We start from the raw sequence: 16234 nt of genomic DNA on the forward strand, positions 1-16234 counted from the left end.
AATTGGTTGAGGAGATTCCATTCGCAAAGGTTGAATCTAGCCTCATGACTACTAATCCGAACTACAACGAGTTACCCACATTCAATGCAATCACACTCACCGCCATTTCCAGTGATGAGGATGAGGACTGGCTACACCCTATTCTTGAGATTTTTCGGCCACGCCTGCTTCCTGCTATTGAAAAAAAGAGCAAGCTCTATTCTGTACCAAGCACCTTCGATGATGAGTTTGATCCTGATTTTGCTCCTGAACCAACTTCTACTCAAGACCTACCAGAGCTAAAGGAGTGGTGCAAAAATTTCGCACGAAATGTTCTCGAAATTTATGCTGGACGACGAACACCTGCGCAATTAACTAAGGCCCTTCACCATCGAATCTTTAATGAATTACTTGGCAATTCTGGGAGCCAGAAGGATGTGGGCCACATAAGAAAAGTGCATATAGACGAACCGCTAGATGGTGTTTGTGAAGCGACCGTTACAGTTCGATTCGGCGATCGCTTACGGGCGCTTACCTTCAGATTTGAAGGTGTTGATGGTCGTTGGCTTTGTACTGCGCTCTCACTTCTCTAAGCCGCGCCATGACAGCGCTTAAACTTTTTCCCAGATCCGCAAGGGCATGGTGCATTCCTAGAGACCTGACCTGTGGTTTTTACGCCAGTTTCGTCCGCGGCCGTGTACTGCAAACCTGATGCAAGAAGGGGTTTTGCTTCAAGGCCCACCCCAGTTACCTCATTGCTTGAGGTCTCAACAGTGATTTCAATATTGAAAAGAAAACTGGCAATCTCTTCCTTTATTGCATCCATCATCGCAGAAAAGAGTTCATATCCCTCGCGTTGGTATTCAACCAATGGATCGCGTTGGGCCATTGCGCGAAGTCCAATTCCCTCTTGAAGATAATCCATTTCATATAAGTGTTCGCGCCACTTCTTATCTAGAACCGAAAGTAAGACTTTACGCTCCAACTCGCGCATAACTTCGGGACCTAAATTTTCTTCACGTGTGGCATATGCTTTTTCGCAATCCTCAATGATCCGTGCAGTCAGATAATCCGCATCCAGAGCATTACGCGATCCAACCGAAGCAATTAAATCTTCGATGGTAAATGAGATTGGATAAATAGTCTTTAGTGCCTTCCAAAGTGTTTCCAAATCCCATTCTTCGGCATAGCCATTTGACGTTGCAATTGTTACATATGCCGTCAATGTCTCACGAACAAAATCAGCTACTTGCGCTTTAATATCTTGACCTTCAAGCACTAACCGGCGCTCACCATAAACAACTTGACGTTGGCGATTCATAACATCGTCGTATTTCAAAACATTCTTTCGCATTTCAAAGTTCTGAGCTTCGACCTGCGTTTGGGCAGAACGAATTGCATTACTTACCATCTTGGATTCAATAGGCGCATCTTCAGGAATTCCTGCTGCGGTCAAAAATCGCTCAACCATTCCTGAGTTAAATCGACGCATGAGTTCATCCTGCAAGGAGAGATAGAAACGAGACTCTCCCGGATCGCCTTGGCGCCCTGAACGTCCGCGCAATTGATTGTCGATTCGGCGAGATTCGTGACGTTCAGTTCCTAGAACATAGAGCCCACCCAATGCAATAACATCTTCGTGACCTTTAGTAACGGCCGCTTTCTGTCGTGCAATTTCGGACGGCCAAGCAGCTTCATACTCATCTGCATTTTCAACAGGAGATATTCCGCGACGTTGAAGTTCGAAATCTGCCATGAACTCTGGGTTTCCACCAAGCATGATGTCAGTACCTCGGCCGGCCATGTTTGTTGCCACAGTAACTGCGCCTAGAGTTCCAGCTCGGGCAATGATTGCCGCTTCGCGTTCATGATGTTTAGCATTGAGCACTTCATGAGGTACACCTGATTTACGAAGAAACGCAGAGAGCTCTTCTGATTTTTCAACACTAACAGTTCCAACCAGCACTGGTTGTCCCTTGCGATGTTTTTCGGCAATATCTGCCGTTACAGCTGCAAATTTACCTTCCTCGGATTTGTACACTAAATCAGCTTGATCAATGCGAATCATTTCACGGTTAGTTGGAATAGGAACAACACCGAGTTTATAGATTTGATAGAACTCTGATGCCTCGGTCATCGCCGTACCTGTCATGCCCGATAATTTAGAATATAGCCGGAAATAGTTTTGTAAAGTGATTGTCGCTAATGTTTGATTTTCATCTTTAATTTCAATTCGTTCTTTAGCTTCTAATGCTTGGTGTAAGCCTTCACTGTAGCGACGTCCCGCCAACATGCGTCCAGTGTGTTCATCAACAATTAAGAGTTCGCCATTCATCACAACATAGTCTTTATCGCGCTTAAATAACTCTTTAGCACGCACAGCATTATTTAAGTAACCAATCATTGGTGTATTAGCTGCCTCATAAAGATTACCAATTTGCAGCAATTCTTCAACCTTCGTAACGCCTTCTTCTAGAATTCCAACAGTCTTCTTCTTCTCATCCACTTCATAGTGCACGTTACGTTGCAATTTTCCTACATGATTTGCAAATTCGACGTACCACTTGGTTGCTTTATCGGCAGGACCGCTGATAATCAAAGGTGTCCGTGCCTCATCAATCAAAATTGAGTCGACCTCATCGACTACTGCAAAGTAGTGATCTCTTTGAACACACTCTTCGAGCGACCACGCCATATTGTCACGTAGATAATCGAAACCAAACTCATTATTAGTACCATATGTAATATCTGCTAAGTAAGCTTCGCGCCGTTCGGCCGGTGACATATTGGCCAGAATTACTCCAACTTTTAATCCTAAGAAACGGTGGATACGGCCCATCCACTCACTATCGCGCTCGGCTAAGTAATCGTTTGTGGTAACCACATGGACACCACGACCGGCTAGGGCGTTTAAATACGACGGTAAGGTCGCTACAAGAGTCTTTCCTTCACCTGTACGCATTTCAGCGATATTGCCTCGATGCAGAGCGGCCCCGCCCATTATCTGAACGTCATAATGGCGTTGACCTAAAGTTCTCTTGGCCGCCTCTCGAACAACGGCAAAGGCTTCAGGTAGTAACTCTTCAAGGGTTTCACCATCTGTGAAGCGCTTCTGGAACTCAGGAGTCTGGGCTCGAAGCTGCGCATCTGAGAGTGCGCTGATTCGGGCCTCATGTCCGTTGACGAGATCGGCAACTTTGCCGAGTTCACGAAGTAGGCGTCCTTCTCCTGCACGCATAATTCTGTCAAAAAACGCTGGCATCACTGGCCCTTTCGCACAACATAGCTCGAATCAACTCTCCTATCGTAGAGGTTGAGCCACACAAGCGGTAACTGAGGCAAGAACATGTAAGCCTCGGAGCCTTAAAACCCTTGCCGCCTCAGTGAGGGTGGCCCCTGTCGTCACTACGTCATCTATCAGAATCAGATCACCGCGGGGAAATGCACCTCGTTTGAGGGCGAAAGCTCCCTGCATATTCTCGACTCGAGCAGTTGCATTCAGACCGCTCTGATCAACAACTTTTCGGCACAGCTCAAGTGAATCAGAAACAGGAAGGTCCAGCTGCCTGCCGATTTTGGACGTGATATCAACGACAAAACTTCGGCCCCTTCTTCGCCGAGCAGAAGGCGATGAGGGAATAGGCACTAATCGAATATTGTGATCATCAAAACGCGCTAGTGAGAGTACATGAATAATTGAATCAATTACTAGCGTGTCCGCTCCTGCGAGCCCATTCTCCTTTGCTGCCAGAATTATTTTGCTTGCTATTGGTGAATATATCACCCCAGAATGAACTTGAAGGTTTGCAATTTGGGTTGAGTAATAATGAGGATGCCACTCGCGTCGACACTTCGCACAAATGGGTAATCCAATTACTTTGCAACCGAAACATCGTGTAGGAAAAAGTAATTGACCAAACTCTTCAATACGTTGCATCGACTAAGAGTATGAGTTGTCAACCAATCGAAAATTTGATTGTGGAAACTAACCATGAACATCATCTGGCTGAAGTTTGATTAAGCGGGAACTGATACCTGACCACGCCTGGCGAGGAAGAGTCAGCACAAAGTGTGCACCTTTTCCTGGACGGCCCCACGCTTCAAGTTCACCGTTATGCAAACGCGCATCTTCAAGGGCAATTGAAAGGCCGAGCCCAGTGCCACCTCGAGTTCGAGCTCTAGAAGGATCGGCACGCCAGAATCGATCAAAGACTCTTATCAGATTGGCTTCATCCAAACCAATTCCAAAATCACGAACTCCTATAGCCACATCTTCTTCACTAGAAATGATAGTAATGGCTATTGGTTTCTCTTCTGCATGATCAATTGCATTAGAAAATAAATTTCGTAAAATTCGCTCTACGCGCCTAATATCGGCCTTTATGTTCACTGACTCTGAAATTGAGTAAATGCGTAACTCTGTTGATCGTTCTTTAGCTACTAATGCCAAATCATCTGCGCAACGTCGGGCGAGCAGCACAATATCAAAATCTACAGCCTCAAGAACTGCCACCTCGGCATCAAAGCGACTGATCTCCAGTAAGTCTTCCAGCAACCTCTCGAACCTATCAAGTTGAGCAATCATGAGTTGAGCGCTTCGAGCAACTACGGGGTCGAAATTTTCCCTTGCAGTGTTAATAACCTCTGACGCCATACGCAAAGTTGTAAGTGGGGTGCGTAGCTCATGTGAAACATCTGATACGAAACGCTGTTGCACCCGTGACAGGTTTTCTAGTCTAGCGAACTGCTTTTCTAGAGATTCTGCCATCTCATTAAAAGCATGGCCAAGCGTAGAAATCTCATCTTGTGAGTGAACGTTCATGCGCTGTAGGAAATCACCAGCTGTAAATCTCGTTGCAATATGGGCAGCTTCACGCACGGGGCGTACAACTTGCCTAACTACAAGCCAGGTTATTAGAGCTATAAGAAGAACCAAGAAAAACCCAGTTAAAAGAAGGTAGCGTTGAATGAGATTGAGAGTTGCACTTTGATTTGCCAAGGAGAAAAGCATGTACATCTCGTACTGCCCAGCGTTAGGAATTAAAACTTTCTCGCCAAAAGCAAGACCTGAAATACTCTCGCCTCCGATATAGCGAATGCGAATATAACTCCAAGCTATATCGTCACTGGTACGAACTTTCTTGCTAAGAGATGCCGGAATCGCTTCCGGATCAACTAAGTTCGAACTTATCTCATAATTTAGTTTTCTGGTATTTCCATAACTTTTTAAAAACACCACATCACGCGCATTTTCATTAGTAGTGAGCGATGTTGCTGATGCAATTACATCATCAATTACTTTCCGAACAGCGGCATCTTTTTCGCCTTGAGCTAAAACTAGTCGATATTTGGCATTGAAGATGGTAGATCTCGCCTCAATCATCGCTGAATCTAGATTCACTTGCTTTATTCCCTTTGATAACTGCGAATTGAGCGCTGAGCCCGCGACATAAATAACACTAAGAGAGAGCACGACAGTTGAGATTATGACTTTTAGCGCAAGTGAGTTGCGAAAAGTAGAGATGAAGCGATTCATGATTAGGAACCGCCCAAAACTCCAGCTTTGTAGCCCACGCCACGTATGGTTATTACTAATTCTGGTCGCTCTGCATCATGTTCAATTTTTGCTCGCAACCTTTGCACATGCACATTTACCAAACGAGTATCGGTTGAGTGACGATATCCCCACACTTCACTGAGTAATGCATCGCGCGAAAATACTCGACCTGGTTCTTTTGCGAGCGCTACAAGCAAATCAAACTCAAGTCGAGTAAGTGCGATTTGTTTGCCGGCGCGTAAAACTTGGTGGGCTGCAACGTCTATAGCTAGATCTCCGATTGTCAAAAGACCTGAAATATCGGTATTTGTTCGTCGCAGGCGAGTGCGAATTCGTGCAACTAGCTCTGAGGGATGCTTGAAAGGTTTAATCATGTAATCATCGGCACCGGCTTCAAGGCCCCTCACAACATCAAAAGAATCACCTTTGGCACTAAGCATGATTATCGGCACCATTGATTCAGCCCGAATTAATTTACATACTTCAATACCATCAAGACCTGGCAACATAACGTCGAGCAGAACCAAATCTGGTGGATTGTTTCTGAAAACATCGAGAACTTCGTCGCCGCGACTTACTAAGTCAACGTCAATTCCTGCTCCGGTTAGAACTATTCCGAGCATTTCTGATAGGTCTTGATCGTCATCAACGACCATAACCAATGTCATTAGCTACCGTGCTCCCAAGAGTTCAAGTACATATCCTGGGCGGGTGTAAGAATATCGATATGTCCGCCCATACTTATGAGCTTCAAGCTTGCAACTTCCTTATCGATATATGTTGGAACCTCGTGCACGCCAGGCTTTAGGTTCTTAGCTTCTCTTACTAAGTATTCGGCAGTGAGCGCTTGATCAGAGAAGGACATATCCATAACTGAGGCTGGGTGTCCTTCTGCCGCACCTAGGTTTACTAAACGACCCTCTGCTAGAAGTAACAAGCGGCGACCATCAGCCAAAACGTACTCATCGGTCTGGTGACGCATTTTTGAGTTCTTTGTCTTTGAATTTTGCTCTAACCATGCAACGTCAATTTCAATATCAAAGTGACCAGAGTTGGCCATAATTGCGCCATCTTTCATAACTTGAAAATGCTCTTCGCGTAAGACGTCACGATTTCCAGTTACAGTGATAAAGACATCTCCGACCTTTGCAGCGTCGATCATCGGCATTACACGGAAACCCTGCATCATGGCATCAAGGGCCTTTGTTGGATCGATTTCAGTAACAATGACATCGGCGCCCATTCCCTTTGCACGCTCTGCAACGCCTTTACCGCAATATCCAAAGCCTGCGACAACTAAGATGCGTCCAGCAAGTAAGAAGTTAGTTGAACGGAAAACAGCATCAAGTGTCGATTGACCAGTTCCGTAGCGGTTATCGAACATGTGTTTAGTGTCAGTATCATTAACAGCGATCATTGGGAATTCAAGGGCTCCGTCTTTTGCCATCTGGTTAAGGCGGATAACACCAGTTGTGGTCTCTTCACAGCCACCTGCGATATTAGGAATTAACTCTTTTCGTGTTGTATGGAGAGTATTTACAAGATCGCAGCCATCGTCAAAAACTTGGTGAGGTGCGATATCGAGGGCGGCGTTGATGTGCACGTAGTAACCATCTCGATCAATGGCATTTCGAGCGAAGACGCTGATTCCGTATTCATGGACAAGTGCTGCTGCAGTGTCATCTTGTGTTGATAATGGATTTGAAGCACAGAGAGCAATATCAGCGCCTCCCGCCTTTAAAACACGCATAAGGTTTGCAGTTTCAGTCGTGACATGCATGCAAGCAGCGATTCGCACGCCAGCAAAAGGCTGTGACTTTTCAAAACGCTCACGGATCTGAGCTAGAACCGGCATATTGCGTTCTGCCCACTCGATGCGCTTTCGACCTTGCGATGCAAGAGATGCATCGGCGATGTCATGGCGTGGAAGAGTTGCTGTAATTGGTGAGTTCACGAAATGCTCCTTATGGACGAAACTGTAGGTGCTTAGGTTACTGCCTTGCTCCCTAAAGTGAGTAATGAGCCTTAGATTAGCCGCGAATCAACGAGAGAACTTCATCACGTAGTGTGCCCATATCTCCAGCCAACTTAGCCTCAACATTTAAGCGCAACAAAGGCTCAGTATTAGATGATCGGAGGTTGAACCACCACGTATCACCCAAGACACTTAAGCCATCCACGTGGTCGATTTCAACTCCAGATCTCTCTGAGAAAGTTTGTTCAACGCTCCACAAAGCACCTTTTACATCAGTTACGGTGGAGTTAATCTCCCCACTTGAAACATACCTTTGATATGGCGCCAGAATCTGTGACATCGATTTTTTAGTCTCCCCTAAGGCTGCAATTGCATGGAGCGCGGCGAGTGCTCCTGAATCGGCACCCCAAAACTCTTTAAAGTAAAAGTGGCCTGAATGCTCTCCTCCAAATACTGCTCCACTTTCGGCCATCATCGCCTTGATATACGAGTGGCCTACCCGACTGCGAAGGCCAATGCCACCGTTTTCTTTTATCACTTCTAGCACTGCACGTGATGAAATCAGGTTGTAGATGATGGTTGAGCCGGGATATTTTATGAGTTCGCGGTGGGCTATTAATGAAGTTAAATCTGATGGGTTTATTGCAAGACCGTTTTCATCAACTAAAAAACACCTGTCGGCATCTCCATCAAATGCTAAGCCCAAGTCCGCTTTATGTTTTTTTACGGCTTTTTGCAAGTCACGTAGATTTCTCGGATCAATTGGATTAGCTTCGTGATTTGGAAAACTCCCATCAAGCTCAAAAAATAATGGAATAACAGTGCAATTCAAATGTGCAAAAATCGCTGGGGCCGTATGCCCGGCCATTCCATTTCCTGCGTCAATCACAATAGTGAGTGGCCGGATAGAGTCCAAGTTAACCAACGTAAGTAAGTGCTCTACATATTCGTTAAGCATTTCTCGTTTAAATTCAGCACCGACTGAACGTATTTCGATGGGAGAGCCTTTACGAACAAAATTTTCAATTGTTTGCAGACCTGTTTCTTTTCCTATTGGGCGGGCGCTACTAAAACACAATTTAATTCCATTGTATGCCGCTGGATTGTGGCTTGCAGTAAACATTGCGCCAGGCAGTCCAAGTTTCCCTGAAGCGAAATACAACATGTCTGTTGACGCAAGACCAATTCTCATTACATCCATCCCAGTTGAATTAACGCCAGCCGAGAAAGCTTGAGCCAACGATGGAGATGATGGGCGCATATCTTCGGCAACAATTACTGTTGCTGGTTCGCGCTCTTGCTGTAGAAAACGTGCAAAAGCTAAACCTGTTGCGAAAGAAAAATCAGGCGTCAACTCTGTATCTACTAGCCCGCGAATATCGTAGGCCTTAAAAATATTTGGAATATGACTCATGTCAAATTTTTTATGATGGAACGGCGCGCAGATGACCCCTACGGCCGATTTGAGTTTGTTTGCCCTCGCCTTTTGAATTCTCCTGTGAGGTAAGGGGAACCATTGCTACTTCACGAACCGCATCAGCAATAGCCATGAGGTCATCTTCTGAAGGTCCGCGCTCTTCTCCGCTTAGCTCTTGTTTTAAAACACTCCAACCATGTGGAACTTTAAGTCGCTCCCCATGTAGAAGGCATAAGTCATATGCATGTGGTTCGCTAAAAGTCGCAAGTGGCCCAACTACGGCCATAGATTCAGCATAAATATAGGTCAAGGTCATAGTAGCCACCGCGCGACATCCAACGCGCGAACAACCTCTACCTAACTTTGCCTGGGAGCTCATAAACACAAGATTAGTGGGAATGTATGGTTTTGTTGGGATTGTCATGGATTTAAAACACGAATGTTTGAGTGAGGAATTTCGACCTTGGTTAATATACTTCCCGGAGTGATTGGTAAATACCCGTAACCATGTATAGATGCGACTAGCGCGCCGGCATGGGTTTCCCGGCTCGCTTCAATTATTGTGATTGAACGCGCAGATTTAGGTACTCGCCACGTTACTACATCCCTACCTTTGATAGTAACAATGCTTCTCTTTCCATTAACTAGAGTCACTTCGATCGTGACGGCTATCGAATCGGCTGCAAAAACGATTATCGGTGCGAGGCCTGTAACCGCCATTTTCATAGGCGTAAGAGCGCTCGTAGGAGTACTCCAAACAAAATCTCTTCGCCCATTGGTGATGAACTTAGAGGAGATTGCCGCAACTATTGGTTCATCTGAAGTGATTCGAACTGCGAAGGAACTTGCTACTATCTTAGGTGACAAGACAAACTCAGTCACAACTCCGGCTGTAATGTTACGCGAATTGAAGCCTACTGGAACAAAGTTTCCGTTTTCAGACAAGAGCTCAAGTGTGAAATTTGCATCAACATCGTCAGGTGCAAGAATTCGCAGAATGTGAACAGCAGAGGGTGTCTTTCCTTTTTTCAAAATTTGATTTGGGACGGCAGGAATCACGAGAGTTTTAGCCGTCGAATTAACTGGATTAACAAAGTCGCCGCCAAGGGCTTTAAGACCAGCGCCAAGTTCATCAATCATAAATGCGTTAATTCGCCCCGAACGGGGAACTGCTTGGACTGTCAATGATTTATCACCCGTTGCAAGAGAGTCCAAAGAGATTACCTTTAAATTTTTAGCCGCTACAGTAACTGAAACAAGCGGCTGCTTACCATTTTCAGAATAAATATGTAAGTCAACAATCGCTTCGCTCAACCCGCTATTGATTACAACTATTTTTCCTCGAGTTCTCACATCGGAACTTCCTCCTACGAACCATTGTGAGGATATTGGCCCTGTGCATAGGGTGCCTCCCGCCCAACTACCGCTGCGACTTTGCCAAATGACCGGTGTAGTCCCTAGTGCAGAAACGATTAATGAGTCTTTAATTTCTGGGTAGCGAAGCACATTAAATGGAATCGTCTTTGTGCTTTTAGTTGCAAGACGTTGGAACTGCGTTTTACGTGAAGCAATCGAGATTTGTGACGATAATCCAGTTAACGTTGGTGGACACACAACGTCTGGATATGTCTCTGAGAAAACGGAAGATTTAGTAGTTACAGTGAAAAATGTCGCTAGTGTGAATGAGAGCGCCAAAGCCAAGAGCGCGAGCAACAATCGCTTCATGCTAGCTCCTTATCTGAAAATTCGCGCTTTCTTCGTCCGGCTGGTGCGGCGGCAATAATTACAACAAGCCAAGTAATTAATTGAAAAGAGAGCCACGCGCGCCTTATAGTGCCATCATGTAAAAGTGAGATTTCCCCCGACTGCGTTGCTATAAAGACCGGTAAGCCTAGTTCGCTTTCGGTGCGCTCCAAGCGATATCCATCTTGCAAAACCAGCCATGAGCGGTCATAACTCTCCGTAAGCAATATTCTTCCAGGGTGGGTAACTATTACTCGTGCCCCGATCTCACCAGCTTCAAGCAGCTCTCTATCTCCATCTTTTCCTATCAATACAAGTCGACCAGTCACGCCTGCTACATGCCAGACCACTCCTACCGAAGTAGCAGAGGCGCGAGTAAATCCACCGAGTCCGTCAATTGTGCGAATAATATTTTTATCAAAAGGGGCTTTCGCAAATACATATTTGATTCCGAAATCTGCCAAAACTTTACTGCTTGAAATACCTGAGCCATCTATAAGCGCCTGTGTTGCGGTAGCTATCTCACTTACTTGTGGTGGGGCTATATCCGGCTCTCCCAGCGAAATATCTTTTCCACGTGAAATATAATATTGAACAGTTTTTGAACCTGCATTCCCCATCTCTCGCAGCACGAGTGTCTTAGTGTCTTTCTCAACACTTAAGAAAGCTGGCATTACTGTTGAATCGCTATTTTGAACCGGTGAGTCCGCTCCTGCAGAGACCGACCAACCTAACGTGAGGACTGTATACACCAGTGAGAAAAGAAGTAGTAGAGCTGCCAAAATATGACGAAAATGAAAATTACTTGTAATCAGTACTAATCTCAGACGATCTAGAATTACTACGCCAGCCATGCAGGCTGCTCCAGTGGCTCCAACTAAGAATGTGCCCACCCAAATCCTTGATGGCGCTGAATTTCCATGTGAAGATATGGAAAGAGATGAGAAGAGAACTGCGGCAGACAGGAAACCAGTACCGAATAAGGCAATGGTTCTGGCCTTACTCGAAGTTAAGAGCGCGACACAAAGAATTAGCGGCAAGGGGCTGATTAACCACCATGGAAGTGAGCCGATTCCACCAGGGTTTCCGAGAATCACAAGAGGAGCTTCGCCGCCGGCAACGGAAAGTCCGGGTTCACTTAGGAATTTAGATGGTGCAAGTAATGCTTCAAATGAAAATGGGGCGGTTAGTAGGAATGGTACTAATAGAAGCGTCAAACGTTTTTTGATGCGCTCCAAGAAGAGTGGCCTACCTTGATCGGCAACAAAGTTCAAATAATCGCCAAAAAGTGCAAACAAAGTTAAACCTAATAGAATCACAAAAACTGAAAGTGTAAACGCAGTTAGCACAGCGACTACTAATGAGATTAAGAAAATTCGACGCCAAGAATGTAACTCAATTTCTTTCCAGTGTATTAAAAGAATTGGAATTTGCGGCGCAATTATGAGGGCAACCACCGTGGCAAGGCGACCTGAATTGACTGCCGCAATTGCGACAGGAGAGATAGCATAAATAAAGCTGGCTGAGACACTGATCCAACTGTTTTGTGTATTCGTTTTAAATAATCTAAGTGATGACCACATCATCAATATCGGTGCTACGAGTAAGAAAAGCGTTAGGAAAATCGCTGCTTTCCCAAAGAATATGCTCGCACACAATGCAAGAATGGCAATCCAAGGTGGTGCCGCTTGAGATGTACCCATTCCGACTTGATGCCAGGATTCAAAGTAACTTTTCCATAGATCGCGCGCGCCATCCGGTGACATAGGGAGCGCTCCACCTATGAGAGATCCGAGGCGCATTCTAGATGCAATAAGAGTTATCAAGGATAACAAAATAAAACCTGCAACCTCTGGTTTCTTAAAGAGATTTAGCCATTGCAAGCCTTTAGTTGGTACAAGTAGATCCTCATCTTCAAGTGAATTTAATATCGATGTCGATGTTATATCGCTAGCTGGAAGTAATCGAGAACGAAGAGCCTCAAATAAACGTGAAGTCGAAAGACGTAACTGTGACCACCTAGGTGGAATGTATCCCGAAACTATTCGTGAAGATACGAATCGCTTAGCTTTACGATCTTTGCGAGCTTTAAAAATTATCGTTGGTTTGACAATTAGTGATGCAACTGCAAGTAATTCATCACTAGCGTATCCCGGAAGCTTTACTAATAAATAACCGACCGAGCGCACCATCGCCGAACTGAGAAGTTGAAAAGCAAGCCATGGAATCATCCACCATGTGGAGTTAGCGAGAAGTACATATGCAGCATTTCGACGGTCAAGTAAGAGAGGACGATGCAAAAATGCACCTTCTACATCAACCATTCTTCGCTCACTCGCGGCTGCCTGAGCATGGAAAACAACTGCCGAAGTAGCTGCAATAACCGTGTGTCCAGCTACTCGAGCACGCCAACCAAAATCAACATCGTCACGAAAGAGCGCTAAATTTTTATCAAAGCCACCGATCTCTTCAAATATGTCTCGCCTGATTAATGCACCGGCTGTGCTAACTGAAAGAACATCGTGGATCCCATCATGTTGTCCTTGGTCGTATTCAAGTGGTTCTAACCCTGTCCACCGAGCGCCATTACCCGCAATGCTCACTCCCGCTTCGAGCAAGTGAGTGCGCTCGTGCCAACCAAGAAGTTTTGGTCCTACCATTGCTACTTGAGGACGGTCCTCTATTGCTTGTAGTAAGAATTCAAGAGCTGTTGGAGCAGGCGCACAGTCATCATGAATTAACCAAATCCATTCAATTGTTTCAGTTTGAACTGGTTTCAAAGATTCAACAGCCATTGAAACTGCTTCACCAAAACCAGTTTTGCGATCGGCATCAATTATTGGAATTCGTGCTGACTTAAGAAGTTGTTGCGAAGAATCTTTGGATGCAGTGTCAACGGCAACAATGTAATCGAGTGGTCGAGTCTGCGAAGTTAGAGCTGTAACTGTTTCTGGTAACCACGCTTGCCCATCGTGTGAAACGATAATCGCGCTAACGCGATGCCGGCCTAGTGCGGCCTTTTCAGCCATGACATTGACCTTTGGAGAGCTGCGAGATTACGCAGAACGACGCTTTAAGCGTCGACGCTCGCGCTCTGATAATCCGCCCCAAATCCCAAACCGTTCATCATGAGCAAGCGCGTACTCAAGGCACTCTGATCGAACATCGCAGGAGAGACAGACGCGCTTGGCTTCGCGAGTTGAGCCACCTTTTTCAGGGAAGAAAGCTTCGGGATCAGTTTGGGCGCATAGCGAGCGCTCTTGCCAAGAGAGTTCAATATTCTCACCACTTACTAAGGTTATTTTTGGACCAGTTGTGGGGACAGGGGAGTTTGTGGCTTCAGGTCGGATCGGCATACCGATTCTCCTTTATAGCTTTGTGTCTCATCCCTCGTGGAAAAGACTTACTTAAGAGTGAATTACACGCGTGTAAGTCGAATATGTCAAGCGAAAGTAGAGGGCAGATGCAGCAAATTCAATAAAAATTACTCCGGGATAGGCAGAATCTCATCCTTTGTCACAAAAGAGGCCTTAATGAGTGAATTTTGACTCACTACTGCACCACTTGCGATGAATGAATTAATTACACGAGCGCCGCGGTTAATGATCACTCCACGGTCAATAATCGAACCAGTTATATGTGCCTGTGCTCCAATCTGCGAATCTGCGCCAATACATGAAGCTCCATCAATGATCGCACTGGAATCAACTTCTGCAGTAGCCGAAATGAGTGAGTGTTTATTATGAATGCCAATTTCAGCCAAGGAAAATGCAGATGAGTGGCTTAACCCTTGTACTAAATCACGTGAACCCTGCAGTAAGGCTTTTGGGGTACCAATATCTAACCAGTATGAATTATCTATAAATCCAAATACTTTTCTACCACTAGCTATGAGCTTTGGGAAGATTTCTCTTTCGACACTTATTACTGTGTCCTTTGGAATCGCATTAACAATGCTGGGATTAAAGACATAGCAACCGGCATTTATAGAATTCGAAATTGGATTCTCCATTTTTTCGAGAAAAGCGGTAACTTGGCCAGAGCCATCAGTAGTCACGCACCCATACGCCCGTGCATCATCAACGGTCGTCAAATGAAGTGTTACGTCTGCACCATGCTCCTCGTGCTGGCGAATTTGCTCTTTCAAATTGTGTGAACTCAAAACATCCCCATTAAAAACAACAATTGATTCTTGGGTGTTTAACAACTGCGCGGCATTGGCAATTGCACCCCCCGTGCCTAGCGGTACTTTTTCAACGGCATATCGCAACTTCATGCCCCATCGCGATCCATCTCCAAAATAAGGAGTAAAAAGTTCAGCTAAGTATGAAGTTGCTAGGACGACCGTAGTGATACCAGCATCCCTTGCCATAGCAAGTTGATGTTCAGTCACTGGTAAACCTGCAACTGTGAGCATGGGTTTAGGCGTGTGCTTAGTCAATGGCATTAAACGTGTGCCAAAACCACCTACTAAGAGAATTCCCACTGCCATAAAACTAAGCTTTCAATCGAAGAGCAGCGGAATTAATATGTTCATCCGTTGCCGTCATAGCTAATCGAACGTGACGAGCCCCGGCGTGACCATAGAAACTGCCCGGTGTGGCTAATATGCCTCTTCCTGCAAGCCACTTCACGCTCTCCCAAGCATCCTCGCCGCGAGTACACCAGATATATAAACCTGAGTTACTGAATTCAATTTGAAATCCCGCTACCTCAAGTGCTGGACGCAATACGTCTCGTCGCGCGTTGTAACGAGAACGCTGCTCGGCAACATGGCGATCATCACTGAGTGCGACAGTCATAGCTTTCTGCACCGGAAGGGGAACCATCATTCCGCCATGTTTACGAAGTTCACGAATTCGGGTGATAAGGACTGAGTCGCCAATCATGAATGCGGCGCGATACCCTGCCATAGAGGAGCGTTTAGAAAGCGAATGAACAGCAAGAATATTCCTATTGTCACCTCCGCTTTGAGATAAGACAGAGTAAGAAGTTGCAGTGTGATCAAACTCAATATAACACTCGTCTGAAACTAAAATTGAATTGTTGGCGCGCGCCCATTGAATGCACGCCTTTATTTCTTCAACACTATGGGTTCGCCCCGTGGGATTAGATGGTGAGTTCAGCCATGCCAAATCCGCAGGTGGCCATATGGTTGCATCTATACCAACTTCGATGGATTTCGCTTGGGCAATCAAGGCACCAACGTGATATGTCGGATAAGCAATTTCTGGAATAAGAACTTTTCGTGATTCAAGAATTGTTGGTAGCCATGCCACTAACTCTTTCGATCCAATGAGCGGAAGTACATCAAACTCACCGGTCGCACCCAGTCGATAAGTGGCCCACTCCCTAATCGCTGCGCGCAGCTCGGGTGTTCCGGCAGTGACTGGATAACTAGGAGAGTTCGAAGCATCGCGAAATGATTTTTGAATAAATTCCGGAGTTGGATCTACCGGAGTACCTTGAGATAAATCTATGATTCCATCTGGGTGCGAACGTGCAATCTCCCCATATGGAGCTAGAGCATCCCAAGGAAAATCTGGGAGTTGTTCACGCAAGA

13 protein-coding genes are annotated in these 16234 nt (G+C 45.5%); 1 reads left to right on the forward strand and 12 read right to left on the reverse strand.

The genetic code is table 11. The features are described 5' to 3' along the window. Positions 1 to 44: 44 nt before the first annotated feature. Positions 45 to 572, forward strand: a complete 528-nt coding sequence (locus Q8K48_01285) for an Rv3235 family protein (protein ID MDP1851028.1) — start codon at positions 45 to 47, stop codon at positions 570 to 572. Here Q8K48_01285 and secA read toward each other — a convergent pair. The 12 genes from secA to dapC form a co-directional block, all read right to left on the reverse strand. After that, positions 569 to 3241, reverse strand: a complete 2673-nt coding sequence (gene secA, locus Q8K48_01290; GenBank protein ID MDP1851029.1) for a preprotein translocase subunit SecA — start codon at positions 3239 to 3241, stop codon at positions 569 to 571. The two genes, Q8K48_01285 and secA, sit on opposite strands and share 4 nt — an antisense overlap. Positions 3242 to 3280: 39 nt before the next feature. Further along, entirely contained in the window at positions 3281 to 3916 is a 636-nt protein-coding gene (locus Q8K48_01295; protein ID MDP1851030.1) for a hypothetical protein, read from the reverse strand. Positions 3917 to 3964: 48 nt separating this feature from the next. Next, complete coding sequence (mtrB, locus tag Q8K48_01300; protein ID MDP1851031.1) at positions 3965 to 5515, reverse strand: MtrAB system histidine kinase MtrB; 1551 nt, start codon at positions 5513 to 5515, stop codon at positions 3965 to 3967. A 2-nt stretch (positions 5516 to 5517) separates the two neighbouring features. Beyond that, complete coding sequence (gene mtrA / locus Q8K48_01305) at positions 5518 to 6204, reverse strand: MtrAB system response regulator MtrA (protein MDP1851032.1); 687 nt, start codon at positions 6202 to 6204, stop codon at positions 5518 to 5520. Next, a complete protein-coding gene (gene ahcY, locus Q8K48_01310) occupies positions 6204 to 7490 on the reverse strand; it encodes an adenosylhomocysteinase (GenBank protein ID MDP1851033.1) in 1287 nt (428 codons plus the stop codon). The genes mtrA and ahcY overlap by 1 nt, the downstream gene beginning before the upstream one ends. A 76-nt stretch (positions 7491 to 7566) precedes the next feature. Further along, positions 7567 to 8925 (reverse strand): phosphomannomutase/phosphoglucomutase, encoded by a 1359-nt coding sequence (locus tag Q8K48_01315; GenBank protein MDP1851034.1) that lies wholly within the window; start codon positions 8923 to 8925, stop codon positions 7567 to 7569. 10 nt (positions 8926 to 8935) lie between these two features. Then, entirely contained in the window at positions 8936 to 9307 is a 372-nt protein-coding gene (locus Q8K48_01320) for a DUF3499 domain-containing protein (protein ID MDP1851035.1), read from the reverse strand. A gap of 41 nt (positions 9308 to 9348) precedes the next feature. Continuing rightward, positions 9349 to 10653, reverse strand: a complete 1305-nt coding sequence (locus tag Q8K48_01325) for a DUF5719 family protein (GenBank protein MDP1851036.1) — start codon at positions 10651 to 10653, stop codon at positions 9349 to 9351. Next, complete coding sequence (locus Q8K48_01330; GenBank protein MDP1851037.1) at positions 10650 to 13700, reverse strand: glycosyltransferase; 3051 nt, start codon at positions 13698 to 13700, stop codon at positions 10650 to 10652. The genes Q8K48_01325 and Q8K48_01330 overlap by 4 nt, the downstream gene beginning before the upstream one ends. A gap of 27 nt (positions 13701 to 13727) precedes the next feature. Next, entirely contained in the window at positions 13728 to 14027 is a 300-nt protein-coding gene (locus Q8K48_01335) for a WhiB family transcriptional regulator (GenBank protein MDP1851038.1), read from the reverse strand. A gap of 128 nt (positions 14028 to 14155) precedes the next feature. Further along, a complete protein-coding gene (locus Q8K48_01340; protein MDP1851039.1) occupies positions 14156 to 15163 on the reverse strand; it encodes an NDP-sugar synthase in 1008 nt (335 codons plus the stop codon). 4 nt (positions 15164 to 15167) lie between these two features. Then, complete coding sequence (gene dapC, locus Q8K48_01345; GenBank protein MDP1851040.1) at positions 15168 to 16232, reverse strand: succinyldiaminopimelate transaminase; 1065 nt, start codon at positions 16230 to 16232, stop codon at positions 15168 to 15170. Positions 16233 to 16234 lie beyond the last annotated feature (2 nt).

It is taken from the genome of Candidatus Planktophila sp. (genome assembly GCA_030681675.1).
GTDB lineage: Bacteria > Actinomycetota > Actinomycetes > Nanopelagicales > Nanopelagicaceae > Planktophila.